Below are 20,646 nucleotides of genomic sequence, written 5' to 3'. Positions count from 1 at the left end.
CATGAATAGATGGCAATCATTTATGAAACATATGCGGACGCATTGGCCGTCCTATCGAGCACGTTTACTAGGTAGTGGAGGTCGGAAAGGATTATTGTATTACATCATTATCTATTTCCTAAGTATTACATTCTCCTTTGTCTTTATCTATCCGATTTTCTATATGTTTATGATCAGTTTGATGTCCAATACCGATTTGGTGGATAGTACGATTCTCTGGATTCCATCAAAAATCTATTGGAACAACTATTTGTTTAGTTTACGGGGATTAAAACTACACATACCGTATTATCAAGTGGTGAGTGAAACCTTCCAAGCGATTAATGCGACACCAGAAGAATTACTGGAATTAACGGCATTAGAAGCTCCAGTAGGCGTTGAATTACGTAAGTTTTTCTTCTTTATTACCTTACCGATTACGGTAACATTGTTTGGTAGTATATACACCAAAGAACCTGGAAAGATTTTAGGTGTAACGGTATTGTTTGTCGCCTTTGTCATGATCTTACCTGTAAGTTATGTCAATAGTATTTACTTGGCAGGAACGACAACCTTGGTAACCGTCATCAGTAGCGCCTTCATTGGCTACGGTTTAGCTCGTTTCTCATTCAAAGGAAAAGGATTTATCTTTGCGATGATGATTTTGATTTACATCTTACCGAAGATGTTATTGTTCATCCCACGGTGGTTGATTTATACCAACTTGGGTATCCGTGGAACGATATTAGCCCTCTGGTTACCGGCATTTTTTGGACAAGGTGTTCAAGCAACATTCTTCATCTTGATTTTCTTCCAATTCTTCCGCATGATTCCGGCTCAAATTGAGGAAAGTGCCTTCTTGGATGGTGCGAACAGCTTCAATATATTCGTCAAGATTGCGATTCCGATGGCATTGCCGGCATTTGTTATTGCCCTAACCTATGGATTCGCAGTAAACTGGAATGAATTGTTCTTATCCAATGCGTATTTGGATGGTTATATCAAAACGATACCGATGAACTTGCAAAACTTACAAGCCCAGTGGGGAGCGGTGGCCGACTACAGTGTTGGTAGTGATTATACCGAGGTTGACTTTACCGAAGCAAAATCCTTTGCCGGTACAATATTGTCAATTATTCCCCTCGTCATCATGTACGGATTTGTGCAACGATACTTTATTGAAAGTATTGATAAATCCGGAATCGCTGGCGAATAAAACAATAAAAAAAGGTCTGAAATTTTCAGACCTTTTCTATTGCAATACATCATCTAACAAATCGAGTGGTAACTGGAGAATCATGGTTGATTCAGGAGATAGACCACCGAGATTGGATGGTGTTGAGGAATACAATATTTCATAACTCGTAAACTCCGATGGGATTGGGTAGGATGATGAACTAGAGAAATTGAATAATACGAGAACCAGTTGTGCATCCTCACCGTTTTCAAAGTAACGGAAATATCCGTGTAGTTGTTGGTTGTGATAAGGAGTAAAATCTCCGTATTGTAATGCTAAGCTATTGTTTCGGAGTTCACCAATTTGAATGTAAGTGTTAAGAAGGGACTCGTCATCGTTTAGTTGAACGGCAACACTATCGACACTATAATCCGCACTGTTGGTAGCCAGTCCTGAAAAATAACTACCCCAAACCATATTGGTCCTTGTTCCAAGCATACCAATCTCATCGCCATAGTAAATAAATGGATTACTCGGAATTGTCAGTAGTAGCTCGGAGGCTTGTCGTATTTGTTCATCGGATAACTGTGTTGCTGCACGATCCATATCATGGTTGGAAATAAATGTGGAATCGACAGCATCACTATTGTAACCATAGATGACATCGTAGGTGGAATTCATGGAATCCAATAAACTTTCGGTATTGTATCCCCGAACGATATCTTTGATGCCATAATTAAACGGGAAGTTAAAAACGCTGTTTCCGGATTGGTAATAATCCAAGACACTATAGGATTCCCATGCTTCTATGACCACGAATGCATCATTATTTATCGATGTAACATGTTGATTGAAACCAGTTAGAAAGTCAATGTTTGCTTGATCACGATCGATAATATCGGGATGTTCATGAAGGGCATATAGATGGCTTGTCGCATCCATACGAAATCCAGTAACGCCTTTGTTTAACCAAAACTCAGCGACATCATAGATGTAGTCAACAACATCGGGATTCTCCAAGTTTAAGTCTGGCATCCAATCGGAGAAGTAGCCAAAGTAATACTTGTCATCCAAAGACTCATGAATGTTGAAACTGGAGGCTTTCAGCCACCATGTTGAGTCATTCGGGTTATACCAAATGGGCTGTCCCCAACTACCGGTTTGATTGATGACACCATCTCCTAAACTAGCCCAGGTGAACCAATCGTAATAATCACTTGATGTGCCATATTTAAGGACATCTTGAAAGATGTTGTTGTGAGCCCCCATATGATTGACAACAAGGTCGATAATGACATCGATATTTGCAGCGGAAGTCGCCGTGATTAAATCGTCAAAATCACTCATTGTTCCATATTCAGGATTAATACTGTAATAGTCGCTGATATCATAGCCGTGATCACTAGTGGTTTCCATAATTGGCATCAACCATAGTCCACCGACACCAAGCATTTCTAGATACGGAATGTTCTCAATAATCCCATTCAAGTCACCGGTGTAGTCGCCATCGGTATCAGCGAAGCGTCGAACAAAAATCTCATAGTAGATCTTGTTGTTCGGATAGATTGCATCATAGTTGGTTTGAGAGACGTAGCCATCACTTAAATCAACAATACGACTGTCATCATCTAAGAAGATGTTGACGCATTTGTCTTGCAGAGGATCCACCTCACATGATTTCTCGATAATACTAAATGTATGAGTTGCTGTATACGAACCGTCAACCGTAGTAATGGTGATATCGACAGTACCTTCTAGCTTTGCAAAAACATAACCAAAGTCATTAACTTCTGCAACCAATGGATTACTTGAGGAAAAAGTAACATCAGTATTATCAGCATTGAGTGGCGTAACGTCCCATTGAAGGAGAACGAAATCACCAATGTAGATGGAACTCATACTTAAGGTTGATGCACGATATGAAACCCCTGCAACAGGTATTACACATTGTTCTTGATTGGGGTTCATTTCACAGGTTTCGGGAATGACATTGAGTGTCATTTGCCGTGATGTTTGTCGATTTTCATCTACCACAATACTGAGGGTTAATGCGTAGGAACCGACAACTTGTAAATCGTAGGTACCTTCCCAACTTAACGTTGCTTCAAGAACGTTGTCATCTGCATCGGTTACCGTGATATCCTCTAGTTGAATCGACTCTTCACCAACGTATTGCTCGATGGTATGTCCATCTTCTAGGTTTACGAATATAGAATAATCAGGTTCCTCTGTACATGCGGATAACCCGATAATAAGTAGTGTGAATGATAGTATGATTACTAATTTTTTCATGGGAAACACCTCACATATAGTATATCATATTGTGTGATAAAAACGAGACTTGATAATGAATGCGAAACCTGTTTCATGTTTCGTTGTGTCGTGGTACAATCAAATTGAGGTGAAGACATATGACAAAGGAAGAACAATTATTAGAAATCGATCGTCAATTTGCACGATTAGCGCAAACAGAAGGGGTCTTTGCATGGAGACGTTATTGTGCCGATGATGTCCTTATGGCAACAAGTGAACACAATCCGTATGTAGAGGGATGGTCGTCTATCGAACCATCACTACAAGAGTTATATAGTTTGGATCATGTAATCTTCACATGGTCACCCACATATGCATTTGTTAGTGGCGACAACTCTTTGGGTGTCACAACTGGATTGTATGAACGTACCTATCTCACCAATGGGGAAACCAAAAAACAACATGGTAAGTATGTCAATGTATGGCGAAAAATCAGTAATCAATGGACAATTGTATTTGACATGGGTAACTAAAAAGAGGACGCTGTCCTCTTTTTTATTCGGATGTGCTTAATATTGTGTTGCTCGTATTAAATAGATCATAGGTCTCGGATTGAAGTAGTAGTTCCGCTTCAGCGAGGTCTCGTAGGAGCAGACCCGTGTTATTGATGTTCTCACCATCTAAGAATGGATTCGAATCTTTATCAAAAACATAATCATTTGTCGCAACGAGATACGTACTACTTGGATTAAATGTTGTGATGGTTGTATTGTACCCTAAACCACCACTACTGATTAACCAGTTTACTTCTGTGCCGGTTAGTTCAACTGTTTTAATGACATTATCAAATGGCCATATTTCATACAACTTACCGAGAGAAAGTACCTCACCACTAGCGACATCGGTACGTGTACCACCATAATTATGGAATGCAATATCACTGCCGGTTTTGATACGGATTAATTGAGCAATCCAATCGGTTAAATCATAACTGGAGAATCGGGCTTCCGATGTAATGATTGGGGTGTTAAATAAGGGATCAGTTTCATCAATATATTCTTGAAGCAATGCTTGTACTGTTGTGTCTTCATATAGTAACAAGTCATCATCAGCACTGGTTAAATTTCGCGTTTGGGTACTGGTGATTTGTCCGTTTTCATAATTTAATCGTAGTTGTCCGACAAACTCACCACTAGCACCGGATTGCATGACCGGAATACCATTGATGGTTGTCGTGTAATCACTATGGGAGTGACCGTTGAAAATGGCATCGACGCGAGCATCACCAGTTAGTTGGGTCACGGTATTATTTAGTGTACCTGTATCATGAGCAATAACGATGACTGTATCGCACTGATGTTCCGTTCGTAAAAGAGTCGCGTATTCTTCGACAGCATCGGTTGGTGAACCGAAGTAATATCCTTCAATTTTAGAGGTCGCGATCGAATATTCTAGTCCATATCCAATGGTACCGATAATACCGATTTTGTGTTCTCCTTTTTCAATGATCGTATACGGTTCAATACCATCGGGGATGGTGGTTGTTCCGTCCAAGTAGATATTCGCTCCTAAGAATGGAAAATCAGCTTCGCCATTATCGATGTTTCCATCAGCGTATTGGGTGACGACATCGATTCCCCAATCAAATTCATGATTTCCTATTGTGAATGCATCCAATGAGGATAAATTCAGGAGATTAATTGTCGATAATCCGTTGTAGTAGTTCGACAATGCGCTTCCCTGGAGAATGTCTCCCCCAGCTAAAAACAATACTTGATCCGGATTCTCAATTTTTCGAGTGTTGATTAAGTTTGCAATATAACTGATTCCGATTTGCTCAGTCGTTGGAAGCAACGCACCATGAAAATCGTTAATGTAATAAATGTCGATATAATCTGACTCTAAGACACAAGTATCCTCTTCAAGGATGTACCCGTTCTTACATACTATCGGGTCTTCTTTGGTGCAGGCTGTTAGAATGAGAGACGTAATTAATAGCAGCATTACTGAAACTATTTTTTTCATATATATCACCTTTCGTGTAACACAATATTGTACCATAAAAATGACGTTGTGAACGATTTATTTCTCTTTTTGAATAAAAACTACATACGGGGATTGTTTTCGATTAAAGTAGGTGACTTTTTGAATCGTGTAGTCATGTTTGTCGAGTGTACAAAGAAAATTTTCTATTGTTTCAGCTTCCTGTTTTCCCCCCGCATGTCCAATATAGATTGTCAATGATATTAGACCGTGAATCGATAGGATATCAAGAGCTTGTTGGAGTGACGTAAGGGTGGTTTGTGGGGTTGTGGTAATGGCATGATCCGTTCCTGGTAAGTAACCTAAGTTGTATACGATAAGATCAATGGACTGCGGTTTAAATAGTGTCAAGAACGTATCATGGGACTGATGATAAAAGGTAACATTCTTTGTTGGTATCTTGTTTTTGGTAGCCTGGATTGCTTGTGCTTGAATGTCAAACGCGTGAACGTGGAGACAGTGATTGGCTAAAAAGAGCGTATCGTGACCATTCCCACATGTCGCATCAATGGCAACTGTACTGGGAGTTATATGCGATTGTAAGACCTGATGAACGTATTGATTTACATTGGTTTCCATCGAACCACCTCAGCTTATTATACCATGATATCGGATTGAATTTATCGATTTTTGGTTTGTGAGCAAACTATTTGAAAAAAGATGCAAATAAGAGTACAATATCTACGTAAATATAAAAGGAGTGTGATTCACATGTTTGTTGAACTAAAAGCGAACGAAACCGTTCAAGATTACTTGCAAGATGGAAAAATTGGGATTGTTAAATTTGCAACTACAACATGTCCACCATGTAAAATGTTAAAACCAATCTTTGAAAAATTGGCTACGAATGAAGACTTACAAGATGTTGTATTTATCGCAGCGGATGCCAATGAACATCCACAGGCCTATCAATATGGTGTGTCTAGCGTACCAACATTATTGTTCTTTAATGGGCAAGAAGTATTGGGTCAAAACGTTGGGTTTGTTCCTGAAAAACCATTGCATGATTTCTTGAAAAAATTAGAACGTGAAGAATTAGCAAACTAAACTCAGAAATGAGTTTTTTTTGTACTCTTTGTCCCAATCAATAAGTGTGTTATAATACTAGCGTACATATAGAAGGAGGTACACATGAAACAAATATCAATAGCCATCTATTTAGATGTTGAGAATATTCAAGGTATGATCAGTTTTGAAGACTTACTTGATGATATTCGCTTGCAAGTAAGTAATGAGTTTGATGACGTAGATAAAGCAGTATTTGGACTAAAAAAAGCAATTGGAGATTCGAATAACTTAAAGCGATTCCGCAATCAGTTAAGTGAACTTAATTTCACGATTGAAGACGCACCGCACATCGCTAATAAGAAAAATCGAGCGGATTTAATGATTAGTGTTGATGCACTCGAAAAACTGCATGTCGGTAATCCCGAATTTGACTTGTTTGTATTCTTAACAAGTGATTCCGATTATTCGATTGTAATGAATACGCTGCGTAAGTTCAATCGTCAAGTATGGTTGGTTGCGACACCAGAAGACTCGCAACGAACAGTGTTCAAATCATCGACGGATAAAATTCTAATCATGGATGATTTCAAAGTGATTCCAACACCAAAACCAACGAAGAAAACAACAACGACAGCAACAACAACCAAGCGTAAGACCACTGATTTTATGAAAATCAAGCCGTATTTAACAACGGATCTTAATATTCGAGCAGTTGCAGGTATTTTGAAAGTTATGCGTTCCTATCAAGAAGAAAAGGTTTATACGACCCTTGATACAAACAATCGATTTCGTCAAATTGATGACAATTTAAATCTATCGCAAACGAAATTTAAAAAATTCAAAGCGGTATATAAAGTTTTAGAAGAAGCGAAAGTGATTGAATTTCAAAAAGACAGTTCGCATCAATTTACAATTAATGATCGCCAAAAAATTATTCAGTATTTAAATCGAATTCAATCTAAAAAATAGAGCCATGGCTCTTTTTTTTAAATCAAATGATATTGATTTTTTCGGTTCTATGATACAATATTAGTGTAAGGATTATCAATTACAAAGAAGGAGTGACCATATGAATGATGTAACCATTTCAAAAGCAAAACGAGAAGAAGCACCAATCATACTGGAATTTATCAAAGGATTGGCAAAATATGAACGGATGCGAAAATATGTAAAAGCAAGCGTGGAAGATATAGAACGCAATATTTTCGATATGAATCGTGCCGAAGTCATTTTCTTACGCCGCGATGAAAAACCAATTGGATTTGCCGTATACTTCTACAAATTTTCGACCTTTTTAGCTCGTCCGACACTGCATCTAGAAGATTTCTTTGTCAGTGATGAAGAACGTGGAAAAGGATACGGGAAAATGGTATTGAAGTACTTGGCAAAAACCGCACTAGAAAATCATTGTTTGCGGTTTGAGTGGGACTGTCTTGAATGGAACAAACCATCGATTCGGTTCTATGAAAACCTCGGGGCAAAACCATTGCGAGGGTGGATTCCATTCCGCATGGATGGCGAAGAGTTGAAAAAATTTGCACAAGAGGACTGATGTCCTCTTTTTTTTGTCGAATAGTTCATAAAAAAAAGCACACATCTGTGTGCTATTCTTCATGGAAACAACTACCACCAATAAATTCACGGAGTAAACTATTGTTTGGTACGAGATCATCGTTAATGTCCTTGAAGTATTTCAAGAATTTAATTAAGCGGTTTGCCATCATGTAGTATTCACTATCATTTGGAATTTCTTGTAGTGTAGGCAATGCGTATTTCTTTAAGACGTTCAGTTCATACTGTAGTCCGGAGTTGTACACATAGTCCGCATGTTCTTGGTTGGGATAAATCCATTTGAATTCTCCGTTTCGTACGCTTTGCCACATTGACAAGGTTCGCAGAGCGCTAGCGTTTCGAAATTGTTTATCGCGTACAATACGTCGCAATAAACGAAGATTCGTAATGCTGATTGGATTGTGATTATCAAGATTTAGTTGTAATTGTGGTGAGATGTATATCTTGTAGGTTTGATTTTTGTGAATACTGCTAGTCATTAGATCATTGAGAGCGTGAATCCCTTCAATGATGATGGGATTATCCTCCGTAACGTGCATCGTCCGATAACCACCGCGTTTCTTCGAAGCGAAATCGAATACTGGCAATTCAACCGTTTTACCAGCGATGAGATCTTTCATATTCGCATTGAATAGTGCAACATCGAGTGCGTTGATGGATTCCAAATCGATTGATCCATCGGGTTCAACTGGAATGTCTTCGCGATTGAGATAGTAATCATCGAGGCTGATTCGGATTGGTCGTAGACCACGCGTCATCAGTTCGATTCGGAGGCGATTGGCAAACGTTGTTTTCCCGGAACTGGATGGTCCTGCAATCGCAATCAACCGTATTTGATGTTTGTTATCGGCGATGCGATCACCTAACTCGGTAAGCATCGCATTGTGCTTGGCTTCACACATATGGATGAAATCAACGGTATGTTGATTGTGAATTTTTGAATTCAAATTACTGATATAGTCCGCTTCAACAATATGAGCCCATACACTTGCTTTGCGCAATGTATCAATATATTTGGGTGCTCCTTGATACGGTGGGATTTCTCGATTGGTTTCACTACGTGGATATTGAATAAGAAAACCAATATCAAATGGGAACATATGAAACTTGGACAGATATCCTGTGCTGGGTACCATATAACTGTACATGTAGTTTTGGTACGAATCGCAACGGTAGAAGTGAACCGTTTTTTCGGGACGGTATTGCAGAATATCATTGCGGTCTTGATAATTGTTCTCCCGGTAAAACTCTTTGGCTTCCTCCACGGTTGTCGTGATCCGTTCAAAGGGTAAATCCGCTTCAACTAAAGTCTTCATTTCTGCGGTTACATGTTGAATGATGTCTTCTATATTTGGTTGTTCTACATTTGTTATATAACAAAAAATTGCTCGCGAAACAGAATATTTAAATTTTATATTATAGGTTGGATAAACGCGTGAAAAAGCCATCGCAATCAAGTACCGTAGACTGGCTTCATAGACATGAACCACCTCAGTATGATCAAGTGTCAGTGGAACAACTTCTGCATCATAAGCGAATTTATACGACATTTCGCGCAACCGATTATTGACGCGTGCTACTGGAAATTCCTTGTTTGGGTCCATAACCACATCGCGCAAGGTGATTGCGCTGTCGAATGTTTTCGTGTCATCATTAATATGGATAGTAAACATGGTGCCACCTCCTAGTGGGACCTTTCATTTTATAACAATGTGCTGTTTTTGTAAAGGGTTTTCATTGGATATTGACGAGAAAAACAACGAGTGATATGCTATAGGTGTAGGTGTGTGAGAGAGTGAGAGAGAAAACACATGGACAATAAGAGAAAACACGAGGATCGCCATCATCGTTATTTTGATGAGGATGAGTTCCGTAAGCGATTTGAAAAAGAGTTTCGTTTCCATCGGGATCGTCATGATCGTGATCGCGACCGGAAACAGAAACATGTACACATTATGAAACGGCCTCACAGACCGTTTGGAAAAACCATCACAAAGCTATTAACAAGTAGAGAAGAACTAGTGCAATATGTCAACGAACTGGGTGAAAAAGGTCACCACATTGATGTCTACAAAATTGAGACGGATTTGTATAAAGTCGTTGTAAAAATGCGTGATTTTGATCCAATAGACATCGACGAAGATGTCGAGATTGAAATCGAAGAAGAAATCGAAGAATAAATATGTAGCATACACCTACACAATAAAAGGAGCCTTTCAGCTCCTTTTTCTTATGATGTCCAAATCAGTTCAACAAATTCGGGATGGTCGATAAACGGATTCCGATTACCTTGTTTTTCATAAATACGATTGTTACGTTCGATTTCAAAGGCATCGGGTAAATCGTTTAAATGCCATTCGAGTAAAACACTTAGTTTTCCAACATAAGGACCACTGTTGTTCACGAGATTATTCAATTCCAAATCCAGTTCTCCTGAATCCCCTTCATAGCGTACAGCCATGTAGAAAATCATTCGAGCGACATCGCCCTTGACGCTGTCTGCGGGTTCAAAGGAATCTCCATCTTTAAAACTATCTGTTGTATAGTCCTGTAATGATCCACCATCATCAAAGTCAAGATTTCCACGGCCACTATTGACGACAACTAGTGATGGGCGTATATGGTGTAAATCGGTTCCTTCAATATCACTTGTGTCAAAACCACCATGGGATTTAGGCCACACATGCTCACGATTCCACGAGGTCGTTGAGGGACAAGTGACACTGCATATCGAATCTTTTGAGATACTAACTTCACTGTATAGTAAAAGAACATTATTCGAATTATTGGGATCTTCATCGGTATCGGCTAATGCTTCCCATAGTTCACCGTATGTAAGTTCATCATGATCATCAATCAACTCATGCAAGAACGATTTTAATGATTCTCCTGTCAAGGATTGGGCCCCTTCATAGTAGCCCCAGTTTTCAATGGGTTCCTCTTCTGGAAGAACCAAAAAAGTCACATTGCCACTGTAGGTATTGGTATCACCGTACATCGTAAAACTTAAGGTTACTTCAACCGCATCCTCGCCATACAATGGTCGATGGATGGTTCCGGTGCTATTGATAACATCTTGGTTGGGGGAAAACCAGATAACGGTTGTTCCGTTATACGATGTTGGTAGAGTGATGTTCTCGGTAACGCTTATCGCGGATTCGGCACCATTAAAGTATTCCTTTAAGAAAGCTTCAATTTCAGATTCTACCGGAGTCTCAACTACATCGTCACCCGGTTCAACGGTGGTCTGTATACAAGCGGATAATGTTCCAATTATGATAAGCATTGAAAATAGGATAAATAGTCGTTTCATAGGGTCACCTCATAACAGTTCATTGTACAAAAGATAGGGACGTTTCGCAACCTCTATTTTGTAACGGTAATGTTTTTTGTATGGTTAATCGATAACTGGGGATGTTCTTGGATGTAATCAATGAGGATTTCAATGACTTCCATTTGGGTATCGTTCAGTACAGGACAGTCCTTGATAAATGTATATTCGCCGCCACCACTGGCGCGATAATTGTTCATGACGATTGAAAACACATCCGTATCGTTGATTGGTTGATTATGGAATGTTAGGTTTTCAACGCGAGAACCATGGGGTTTCGAAACGTTGATGGTGTAGTGAATCGGATCGTACATGTCATAGGCGTACAGTTGGAGTTTCGGATCATTGTACTCCGATGAAATGATGATGTCATCACCATCGATATCAAAGAATGTAGCCGTTTTTTCAAGGGCTTTTCGTAACTCTTTACCAGTGCACTCTTTGACAACAAGTGTATTGGGAAAGATGTAGGTGCTGATGATATCACGGATGGTGATGTGTTGATTAAAGCCTGATACACTATTACCAAGACTGCAGGAGGAGATATCCGCATTGGTATATTCCAGTTGCACCTGATTGATAAACGATACCAAGGGGTGTTTATGTAGACGTGCTTGAAGTTGATCGGTAATCAAGTAAGGTTGATCGAGATATCCAACCGTTGTATCCAAATATGCTTGTGTATTTGATTCCACATCATGGAGTAAGTTGAGGATATGATTATCCGCAGCGATTCCTTTGGTATCATGGATCGTTGCTTCATGGTGAAAGGTCCATCCATTATCGTATGTAGCACGAATATTGATTTCTACTAGGTGTTGCGCGTTGAATCCTGGTTGACTGTAGAATGTATTCTTGTGTGAACCTGTGAGTAATCGATGTTGGTGACCGGTAAGTAGTAAATCGATGCCGTCAATCTCTTGCAGCATTTTGGCTCCTTGGTTTTCACCGGTATCATCGGTGGACAATTCAAACGTTGTCAAATCTCGTTCAAATCCACCGTGATAATTGACGATGAGATAATCGACGTGATTGCGTAGTTCACCGACTAATCTTTTCGTGGTTTCAAAGGCATCTTGAAAGTGTAGATGTGCAATATGAGATGGTTGTTCCCAGTTGGGAATGTAGTGGGTTGTTACACCGATAATTCCCACAGTAGGTCCATTGTCAAACGACGTAATCGCGTGCGATACACCGACAAATGGATTCGTTGTTAGATCATCCAATAAGTTCGCATTGAGAATGGTCGCATCAAGATGATCAAGATAGCTATGAAGATTGTCGAGACCGTAATTAAACTCGTGATTACCAATGGCAACATAGTCATAGCCAAGGGCATTCATGACCGTAGTCATAGGGTGAACTGTTTTGTCACATTGCCTTGCATAATAATACGTCAAGGGGCTGCCTTGGATTGTGTCACCGGTATCGATTAATAGATGATTGTGTTTGGCACGTTGTTTAATTAACGTCGATAATTTTGCCAATCCGATATTGGCGGCTTCCATTGTCGCATAGTGATACGGATACACGTAACCATGAATATCGGATGTATGGAGAACTTGAAAGTCAACAGTTTTCATAGGGAACACCTCGTATCTATTATAGTATAATAATCTCGTAATAAAAAGAAAAAAATAAGCCGAAGCTTATTGTTTAATTTTACATTTTGAATGTTGGATGGAGTACATAATCCATATAAAACCAAGCACAACAATGAGAAGGGCAAGGACTTTCCATAACAGATTCCCATTGGGAAGAATCAGAGGTGTAAAGGCAATCCCGATAGCTCCGAGAAAGGCGACCACGCAGGATGTACAACCAAAGGTTAGAATCCCGAATATAAAGGTTACAAATGGAATCGCATTAGATCCAACTGGTTCGACATTGGTAAGTTTGTAGTTGATAATGGAGAAGCCTACCATAATCGATGTTAATACGGCAATGATACCGTTGATTAGGATATGAATAAGCGTAATACCCAGTCCGAAATTATTCGTCATGATGATGTAGTTGGTGTTCCCTTCAAAGTCTAAAAAAACATAAAGACTCATGAATATCACGAATAAGGCTCCAAACATGATGAGATTGTATTTTGTAGTTGCTTCTTTTTTGATGGCGTGAATCATATAATCACCTCTTTACTATTATATGAAAGAAATGTGTTTTTGTGTAGATAGGTGCTCAAAAAATTAAAAAAAGTGGTATAATTGCAGTGGAAAAGAGTGATAGTATGGAATTGCTTCGTCATGACATCAAACATGTACCGCGTCTTATCGCCGGATTATTATTGCTTGGTCTTGGTATTCACACGATTCGATTATCATCGTTTGGATTACCACCATGGGCGGTTCTACATGACGGGATTGAACAATCGTTACAAGTACCATTTGGCTACAATACACTGATTGTTGGCGTGATTGTATTGGTGTTTTCAATCATCGTGTTTCGGACGAAAGTCGGCATTGCAACGATCCTCAATGTACTCCTTGTCGGACCGTTTATTGAACTCCTTCGTCTCATTGTTGATGAAATACATCATACGCTCTTTCGTGATATTGTCGTGTTTCTTCTTGGTTTTATCTGTATGACCTTTGGCCGCGCATTATACATATCAAGCAATTTAGGACAAGGACCTAGAGATGGACTATTTATTGGAATTGCACGGACAACTCCTATCCCAGTAAAATATGTGAAACTTGGGGTTGAGTTTATTGTCTTATTGCTTGGGTATTTAATGGGTGGCGACGTCTTTATTGGAACCGCGATTGTGGTCGTTGCTTCTGGCTATATGATTCAGGGTTATTTTGCCATATTGGGGTACAATCCCAAGGAACATCACAATCACAGTATTGTCGATTACATGCGCCCAAAAAAAGAATCTTCGTGAGAAGATTCTTTTATTTATTACATATTATTTGGCATGTCGTCATAAAATTGAATAAAAAACTGGTTTTCTGCAATCTGGAAGATACGCAGAGTGACAAATTGTTCTTCCACATTTACACCATTATCAATATAGAAGGTTACCGTGTAATATGTGACATTGTCAATGACGGTTGTTCCGATATCCGAACGAGTTATCGTTGGATTGGTTAGGATGATTTCAGGTCGTCCTTCCAAGCAATCAGGATTCTCGAAATTACCACCGAAGTACGTATCGCAGAATGTTCTTGCATCGATGCTTCCGTCTTTGATGTCAAGCATAAATTGATCAAGGACTACTTCAACAACTGTTAGTGGTAATGCCATTGCATCATCCGGCAGTGGTGCTTTTAGTCGTTCTACTACGAAGTACCAGGTGTACACGCCGTTTTCGTTGACTGCGTATGTTACATTAAATCCAATCGATTGTTCGCTACCATCGGTATAGAAGAACATGATATTTAGTTCAAATTCAAGACCGAGGACATCTTCGTAATTGTGATAGAACTCTTGGAAGTAAATTGAATCAATGACTTGTCCTTCATCAATCCATATACCATTGCAATCGATGTTGTCCAATGCACAGATGTCGGTGATGGAATAACCAACAGCATAGGTTGTTGTGAATTGTTCGACCCATAATGCAAGACTTTCAGCTGCTATTTCATCGGACCAGATTTCTAAATGAAACTTCATTTCTCCTAAGAGGGTTGAATAGGAATAAATTGTCCAATCAAATGTAGTGACTAAGTTTGTACCACTATAGACATCGATGATTAACATTGCATTGTAGTCATCGGCACTGATGTCGACTAAATCTAAGGTGTAATTGGAATCGATTAATTGACGTCGGATATCGGCACAAGGATATTCTCCGTCTGGTCCAAACAAGTCGGTACAGAAGGTGATATCGTCGACTGTATCGTCAAGGAGTCCATCATAGAATCCTTGAGCTAACGTAGTCATATAGTCGGTTCCCGCACTTAAATAGTCCATACGCGGTCCAATTGCTAGTTCATTGTTGTCTTTGTAATAGACATCGATTGGCATTGTGTAATAGTACGTATCAGTACCATTAAATACGGCCAAATCAGCTTCAAAGATATAGTATCCGTCGTACAGCGCAAGTCGCACATCAGTCACGGTAATACCGTAACCTTGATCGAGATAACGTTGTCGATCTTCGACTCCTGGAACCCAGTAGTTATCATTGTATAACGCTATGAAGTCGGGTTCTAGAATCGACGGATCAAGGTAATCTGTAAAGAATGCTGTGATAAACTCCGTTGCGACGGATAATGGAACCATGTAGCTGTGATCTTCTTGATAACCATCGACATACACGAATCCTTGTAAATCACTTTTAACATAGAAGTGGAAGTAGTATTCTTCGGTATAACTATTTGTAGTTAGAGTTGCTTGCACGTAATATTGCAGTTCGTCTTCCACATTGGTTTCTCCGCGAAGTAAAGTACCACCTTCATCACGAATTAGTTGGCGTAATCCATAACAGTCATTAAAGATGTAGCCCCACTCATTGCAGAATTCATCATCGGTGATTGTAAGGTCATGAAGCGCTGCAAATATACCATCAATGGCGGCAATTGCTTGGGCTTCACTAACTCGTTGATATTCGGTATAATCCCATAACGAGATCGTCATATTATTGAACTCATCGAGACGAAACTCGACTTGAACATAGAAGAAGTAATGAATCATTTGATACGTGCTATCATAGACACCAAATTCAACCCAATTTGGTTCATTCCATAAATCATATGTATACCAGTTCAGCATGTAGTTGTTAGTTGAGAGGGTTGTGTAGATCTCGGTACATAAATCATAGGAGTCCGGTGCCATGTATAAATTACAGAGGACATCGGCATCAAATGAATTATCGTTGAAATCCGTTATAAAGTTTTGCATAAAGATATCTTTATCTTCACGTGGTATGTAGTCATCTTCGGTAAATTCTAATTTCAATAAATCATCACTGTCATAGAATGCGTATACATTCCAGTAATAATATTCTTCCGTCATATCGGAATAGATGTATCGAAGTTCGATTTCAAAGTGATCAACATTGAACCACACATTGGATACTTCAACAGTGATGTCCGATGATTGGAAGCCACTAAGCATCGTTGCACACATTTCGTGTTGATGATAGGCGAAGTAGTTGTTGCAAATATCATCGATGGTATACCCATTGGCCAAATCCCAGAAAATGGAATACGCAACACCGGAGACGTCCCCTTCGGTGATGTCAATACCGCTAAAGTCTTCGAACAATTCAAAGAATAGGTGTCCGTTCATTTCATGAACATACAGTGTATAGCGGTAACTAGTACCATCATCAAAATCGAGTTGGATACTATAGTTTCCATACTCTTCAAAGAGACTGTAGTAATTGATATAGATATTGTTTTCGCGGGTCATTTCCCGTAAGTTAATAATGTCAAAAGATGTATTGGGGACGAGATAGATTGCAGCGATATCATCGGTTATCATGCTGTAATCATTGAAATCGTCAACAAATTCATAAAGGCGATTCCATATCGCATCGAAATCAATGATGGTCGCATCGATAAATTTCAGGCGATAACTACCATCATGTTGCGGTTCTACAACAAAGGCGAATTCTTCGTCAAAGTAATCAAATCCATCAGTAAAGCCAATCGTCATCACCCAATATTCGTTATGGGGATAGAACTCGTACCAATCAATCCAGAAGCCATTGATGTATGCATTGCGTAAATCATAACACTGGGGATCGGTTGAATCGATAAAGAATGCGTTACAGAAGGCATCATCACTAATCGATGAGTCGAGTAGTTGCTGCATAAATCCTTCGATGAAGGATCCGATATCAGGATTGTTGTTGAAGGGTTCCATGATTATTTTTGTGGATCCTTCGACAATGTAGAATATAATTCGTAGGTCTTCGGTATAGCTATCCACTCCGTTGTCCCAATAGAGGATGGCGTGGTATTCACGATCACCCATTAACGGTGCAAACTGTTGAATGGTTAATGCATACGTGAAATCGTCGTTGCTGCGATCATTGATACATTGGGTATACAAGTCGGCTTCGAAGTACATACTACAGAATTCTTCGTTGGTAAAGTCCATGTTGTGATAGTCGGTAATCATTTGATTGAAGAATTGTAAATCTTGTTCATAGGTATCATCAAGTGGCATGAAATGCATGCTTAACTCATTGTTTTCATCATAGTAGAACTGGACAAAGAAGTCTTCGAAATAGTCGTTGTCATTATTGTAGAAGTGGAGTTGTACTTGTAAATTCATCTCATCTACTTGCATCATGTAGGATATTTCGACAACATAACTATAATCAAATGCAGTACGTTGTGTGATACATTGCGTTGCTTCTTCCATACTAAAGTATTTGTGACAGAATTCATCGTCTGGGATATCCGGATTCATGAGTTCTTCGACATACATGGTAAAGAGTGCAATGATGTCCTCATGGTAAGGGTCATCTTCAAAGGTTAGGAACCACTGTCCATCTTCCTCAAATGTCATAAACAACCAGGTTTCGTTCCACGTATTGCCCATGTATTCAAGGGTAAGGTGAAGGGCAAAGAATCCAGGTTCTAGAGCTTCGATATGATCTAAGCGGACAAAGGTTTCGCCCAGGTCTCCAGCACGCATGTCATAACATTTTTGTTTGTCTTCCTCAAAACGGAAGTAGGAGGTACACAGCGTTTCATCATCGATTGTGTCATTGTTGAAATCATTAATGAAATTGATGAATAACTGATCAATTCGCTCATCTTCAATCCAGACATTTACAAAATCGATGAATGTTTCGCCACTGAGTTCGACAAAGTATATTTCTGCATGTAGGACGAAGGAATCGTCACCGTTGTCATACAAGAGAGATGTCATCCAACTATGATTGTCATATGGGGCTTCGAACTGTAGGATCGAGATGGTATATCCCAATGGACGAAATTGTTCGCGATTATCCATACATCCTTGGTAACTTTCACCAGCCATGAATGTAGTACAAACCCACTCACTGGTGTTGTATTCATCATTCCACTGAGCGATAAAGGTTTGCATCAAATCATAATAATAGGTATAGTCGTCATTGGTGAAACCATCCATTTTGATTTTTGTATGACCGTCGACATCATAGAAGGTTACTAATAAGTCTTCGGTATAGTTATCTGAGCCATTATCCCAATAGAGAATGACATGAAACTCGTTTGGATTCATTAATTGTTCAAAGAGTTCAATGCTCCATTCATAATCAAAATCATCTTGACTACGATCACTGACACACATATCATAGTGTTCCGCTTCGAAGTATGTGCTACAGAAGGTTTCATCATCAATGGATGTCGTGTGATAATCTAGAATCATTTGTTTGAAGAAGTTGTGGTAGAACTCATAATCGGAATTATTACCAGACTCGGGATCAATGTGGATTTTTAGTTCGTTGCCCACATAGAAGAACCACGCTTGGATGGTCATTGTGTGTTGCAGTTGTCCTTCACTCCATGTTTCTAGGGTAATCAGATAATGATCGTCGTATTCTTCAAGGTTGATTGGTGTTTGGGTATAACCAGACGCTTCTTTTTCCGCGTACCCTTCCATACAGAACTCGTATTGGTCTTCATCGAAATAGGTCATACAAACGGTCTCAGCAGGGATTGTACTGAAGAAGAAATCGTTAAACAGATCTACGGTGAAATTCCATAACGTATCATAATCTAAATTGTATAGGTCACCTAGGATATCCATTTGAATGAATAAGCCAAAGTCGTAGTAGAACTTGACGATGATGGTTTGATCTTTTACGCCCTCGATGGAGGTCATTTTCATGGTTACATGAACGACGTCATCCACTGGAACAAAATCAAGTAATTCGACAGTAAGTTCATTGAGCAAATCATTGTCTCGCTGCTCGGTACATTCTGTTTGATCCATTGATCCTAGGTAGTTTGAACAAACCGATTCAGAATCAAGATTACCGTTTGTATAGGCGTCGATAAAGCCTATAAAATATAGTTCGGCATCTTCAAGTGGAACGGTGAGTGTCGCTGGATCAATGGTTTCGATAACATAGGACCATTCATCAAAGACTACGGTTGATTGGATTGATGTGACGCCCACTTTGAATACGTAGTGCGTTAACGGTTGAGCGGGGTTCACTACATCAATCTCATATAAATCGGTTCCAACAACCGTAATCGAATCAATGTCATAGGTTGAAATATCTGTCGGGAATAGACTTGTGCGATCAGCGCGACATTCGTCGAGTAATGGGATATTGGAGATGCCAAAATAAACATCACAAAAATCCGTTATCGTTTCATCATCAAAATCGATAGCAGCTTGTTGGAATAACGTGAGGAGATCCTCGGTATTCATATTGGCTTCTGCACCTGTGCAAATAGGATCGTCAGGATTTTCACGACAGGTTTCTTCGTCGGACATACCGTTGTCCTCAGGCCAAGTCATAATGATGTTTGCGTTGCTATCATATGCGAAGGTTAACAATAGTACTTCGGTTTTTGATCCACTATCATCGGTAAGTGATAGAGTCACCGAGAACCCTTCTGCTACTTCATCAAACCTGATGATTGTAGCGGTTAAATTTGCAGCAATCGCTTCATCCCGTTCGGCTTCGCAGTCATTTAATTCCTGATCTGGGAAGTAGGTTTGACAAACGGTAGATGATTGAATGTTATCGTTTGTGTAATCATCAATAAACTGCTCAAAATATGGGATAGCAACTTCCATAATTACGGCAATCGTTGTTGGATCTACTGGGTCTTGAACATAGGACCATTCTTGTAATAAGATGTCCCCGTCCAACTTCGTTAATCCAATGGTAAAGGTGTATTGAGTTAGTCCGTCGGGACTTGCGACCACCATTTCATATTCATCTTGTGTACCAAAATCAAGGACGCTATCGACACTGAGTATGGTATAACTAGAGACATCCTCAGGGAACAGTCCATCCCGATTTGCGCGACAAGAGTCGAGTAGGGTAAGATTACTTAGTGAGAAGTAATCATCACAAAAAGTAGTGTTAGTAGCATCGTTGTATTCATTTAGAATCGTGTTAAAAATGTTTATGATGTATTCCGTTGTCAATTCGCCAACGGCATCACCTGTACAAATTTCACTGCTGGGATTTTCCCGACAGTATTCTTCACTGAGTTCTTCGACGACATCCGGTGTAAAAAAATCGCAAGCACTTAATGCAATCATCGCCAATAACGTGGTGAAGAGTAATAACAATCGTTTCATAGAAACCCTCCTTCTATATAATTATCCAGTTTAATTATAGAATATTACAAACTGGATATTGTGAATAACT

At 39.4% G+C, this 20,646-nt stretch carries 15 protein-coding genes; 7 read left to right on the top strand and 8 right to left on the bottom strand.

Annotation, left to right across the window (positions count from 1 at the left end; genetic code table 11):
* Nucleotide 1: 1 nt before the first annotated feature.
* On the top strand, nucleotides 2–1,195 hold the full coding sequence (locus G4Z02_RS00170; protein ID WP_258877831.1) for a carbohydrate ABC transporter permease: 1,194 nt from the start codon (nucleotides 2–4) through the stop codon (nucleotides 1,193–1,195).
* Between the two features lie 36 nt (nucleotides 1,196–1,231).
* Here the strand turns inward: G4Z02_RS00170 and G4Z02_RS00165 are convergent, their stop codons facing one another.
* Complete coding sequence (locus tag G4Z02_RS00165) at nucleotides 1,232–3,448, bottom strand: alpha-amylase family glycosyl hydrolase (RefSeq protein ID WP_258877830.1); 2,217 nt, start codon at nucleotides 3,446–3,448, stop codon at nucleotides 1,232–1,234.
* 119 nt (nucleotides 3,449–3,567) lie between these two features.
* Between G4Z02_RS00165 and G4Z02_RS00160 the strand changes: the two genes are divergently transcribed.
* Nucleotides 3,568–3,942 (top strand): YybH family protein, encoded by a 375-nt coding sequence (locus G4Z02_RS00160; RefSeq protein ID WP_258877829.1) that lies wholly within the window; start codon nucleotides 3,568–3,570, stop codon nucleotides 3,940–3,942.
* A 22-nt stretch (nucleotides 3,943–3,964) separates the two neighbouring features.
* On the opposite strand, the gene G4Z02_RS00155 is transcribed toward G4Z02_RS00160, so the two are convergent.
* Both G4Z02_RS00155 and mnmM read right to left on the bottom strand, forming a co-directional pair.
* A complete protein-coding gene (locus G4Z02_RS00155; protein WP_258877828.1) occupies nucleotides 3,965–5,434 on the bottom strand; it encodes a bifunctional metallophosphatase/5'-nucleotidase in 1,470 nt (489 codons plus the stop codon).
* A gap of 57 nt (nucleotides 5,435–5,491) precedes the next feature.
* A complete protein-coding gene (gene mnmM / locus G4Z02_RS00150; protein ID WP_258877827.1) occupies nucleotides 5,492–6,031 on the bottom strand; it encodes a tRNA 5-(aminomethyl)-2-thiouridylate-methyltransferase MnmM in 540 nt (179 codons plus the stop codon).
* A 132-nt stretch (nucleotides 6,032–6,163) separates the two neighbouring features.
* Between mnmM and G4Z02_RS00145 the strand changes: the two genes are divergently transcribed.
* From G4Z02_RS00145 to G4Z02_RS00135, 3 genes are all read left to right on the top strand, one after another.
* A complete protein-coding gene (locus G4Z02_RS00145; RefSeq protein ID WP_258877826.1) occupies nucleotides 6,164–6,499 on the top strand; it encodes a thioredoxin family protein in 336 nt (111 codons plus the stop codon).
* A gap of 84 nt (nucleotides 6,500–6,583) precedes the next feature.
* Complete coding sequence (locus G4Z02_RS00140; protein WP_258877825.1) at nucleotides 6,584–7,429, top strand: NYN domain-containing protein; 846 nt, start codon at nucleotides 6,584–6,586, stop codon at nucleotides 7,427–7,429.
* A gap of 100 nt (nucleotides 7,430–7,529) precedes the next feature.
* Nucleotides 7,530–8,012 (top strand): GNAT family N-acetyltransferase, encoded by a 483-nt coding sequence (locus G4Z02_RS00135; RefSeq protein WP_258877824.1) that lies wholly within the window; start codon nucleotides 7,530–7,532, stop codon nucleotides 8,010–8,012.
* Nucleotides 8,013–8,064: 52 nt separating this feature from the next.
* Here the strand turns inward: G4Z02_RS00135 and G4Z02_RS00130 are convergent, their stop codons facing one another.
* Nucleotides 8,065–9,705 carry a nucleoside kinase gene (locus G4Z02_RS00130; RefSeq protein WP_258877823.1) on the bottom strand — a complete coding sequence of 547 codons (1,641 nt, stop codon included), beginning with the start codon at nucleotides 9,703–9,705 and terminating at the stop codon, nucleotides 8,065–8,067.
* Between the two features lie 138 nt (nucleotides 9,706–9,843).
* On the opposite strand from G4Z02_RS00130, the gene G4Z02_RS00125 reads away from it, so the two are divergent.
* Complete coding sequence (locus G4Z02_RS00125; protein ID WP_258877822.1) at nucleotides 9,844–10,212, top strand: hypothetical protein; 369 nt, start codon at nucleotides 9,844–9,846, stop codon at nucleotides 10,210–10,212.
* A 50-nt stretch (nucleotides 10,213–10,262) separates the two neighbouring features.
* On the opposite strand, the gene G4Z02_RS00120 is transcribed toward G4Z02_RS00125, so the two are convergent.
* The 3 genes from G4Z02_RS00120 to G4Z02_RS00110 form a co-directional block, all read right to left on the bottom strand.
* Nucleotides 10,263–11,345 (bottom strand): endonuclease, encoded by a 1,083-nt coding sequence (locus tag G4Z02_RS00120; protein ID WP_258877821.1) that lies wholly within the window; start codon nucleotides 11,343–11,345, stop codon nucleotides 10,263–10,265.
* A gap of 53 nt (nucleotides 11,346–11,398) precedes the next feature.
* Nucleotides 11,399–12,946: a bifunctional metallophosphatase/5'-nucleotidase gene (locus G4Z02_RS00115; RefSeq protein WP_258877820.1), complete on the bottom strand. Its 1,548-nt coding sequence runs from the start codon at nucleotides 12,944–12,946 to the stop codon at nucleotides 11,399–11,401.
* A 66-nt stretch (nucleotides 12,947–13,012) separates the two neighbouring features.
* Nucleotides 13,013–13,492, bottom strand: a complete 480-nt coding sequence (locus tag G4Z02_RS00110; protein WP_258877819.1) for a hypothetical protein — start codon at nucleotides 13,490–13,492, stop codon at nucleotides 13,013–13,015.
* 86 nt (nucleotides 13,493–13,578) lie between these two features.
* Here G4Z02_RS00110 and G4Z02_RS00105 point away from each other — a divergent pair, with 86 nt between their 5' ends.
* Nucleotides 13,579–14,253 carry a YczE/YyaS/YitT family protein gene (locus G4Z02_RS00105; protein ID WP_258877818.1) on the top strand — a complete coding sequence of 225 codons (675 nt, stop codon included), beginning with the start codon at nucleotides 13,579–13,581 and terminating at the stop codon, nucleotides 14,251–14,253.
* A 17-nt stretch (nucleotides 14,254–14,270) separates the two neighbouring features.
* Here the strand turns inward: G4Z02_RS00105 and G4Z02_RS00100 are convergent, their stop codons facing one another.
* A complete protein-coding gene (locus tag G4Z02_RS00100; protein ID WP_258877817.1) occupies nucleotides 14,271–20,576 on the bottom strand; it encodes a hypothetical protein in 6,306 nt (2,101 codons plus the stop codon).
* Nucleotides 20,577–20,646 lie beyond the last annotated feature (70 nt).

The organism is Candidatus Xianfuyuplasma coldseepsis (assembly GCF_014023125.1).
Lineage (GTDB): Bacteria > Bacillota_I > Bacilli_A > Izemoplasmatales > Izemoplasmataceae > Xianfuyuplasma > Xianfuyuplasma coldseepsis.
Note: the sequence above shows the minus strand (reverse complement) of the source record. Positions and strands in the feature narration are given on the sequence as shown.

Bases quoted from the DNA above. Each gene is read 5' to 3' on its own strand.
- G4Z02_RS00145 (WP_258877826.1), top strand. From the start codon at position 6,164: ATGTTTGTTGAACTAAAAGCGAACGAAACCGTTCAAGATTACTTGCAA.
- G4Z02_RS00115 (WP_258877820.1), bottom strand. From the start codon at position 12,946: ATGAAAACTGTTGACTTTCAAGTTCTCCATACATCCGATATTCATGGT.
- G4Z02_RS00100 (WP_258877817.1), bottom strand. From the start codon at position 20,576: ATGAAACGATTGTTATTACTCTTCACCACGTTATTGGCGATGATTGCA.
- G4Z02_RS00160 (WP_258877829.1), top strand. From the start codon at position 3,568: ATGACAAAGGAAGAACAATTATTAGAAATCGATCGTCAATTTGCACGA.
- G4Z02_RS00165 (WP_258877830.1), bottom strand. From the start codon at position 3,448: ATGAAAAAATTAGTAATCATACTATCATTCACACTACTTATTATCGGG.
- G4Z02_RS00110 (WP_258877819.1), bottom strand. From the start codon at position 13,492: ATGATTCACGCCATCAAAAAAGAAGCAACTACAAAATACAATCTCATC.
- G4Z02_RS00125 (WP_258877822.1), top strand. From the start codon at position 9,844: ATGGACAATAAGAGAAAACACGAGGATCGCCATCATCGTTATTTTGAT.
- G4Z02_RS00120 (WP_258877821.1), bottom strand. From the start codon at position 11,345: ATGAAACGACTATTTATCCTATTTTCAATGCTTATCATAATTGGAACA.
- G4Z02_RS00170 (WP_258877831.1), top strand. From the start codon at position 2: ATGAATAGATGGCAATCATTTATGAAACATATGCGGACGCATTGGCCG.
- G4Z02_RS00135 (WP_258877824.1), top strand. From the start codon at position 7,530: ATGAATGATGTAACCATTTCAAAAGCAAAACGAGAAGAAGCACCAATC.
- mnmM (WP_258877827.1), bottom strand. From the start codon at position 6,031: ATGGAAACCAATGTAAATCAATACGTTCATCAGGTCTTACAATCGCAT.
- G4Z02_RS00155 (WP_258877828.1), bottom strand. From the start codon at position 5,434: ATGAAAAAAATAGTTTCAGTAATGCTGCTATTAATTACGTCTCTCATT.
- G4Z02_RS00130 (WP_258877823.1), bottom strand. From the start codon at position 9,705: ATGTTTACTATCCATATTAATGATGACACGAAAACATTCGACAGCGCA.
- G4Z02_RS00140 (WP_258877825.1), top strand. From the start codon at position 6,584: ATGAAACAAATATCAATAGCCATCTATTTAGATGTTGAGAATATTCAA.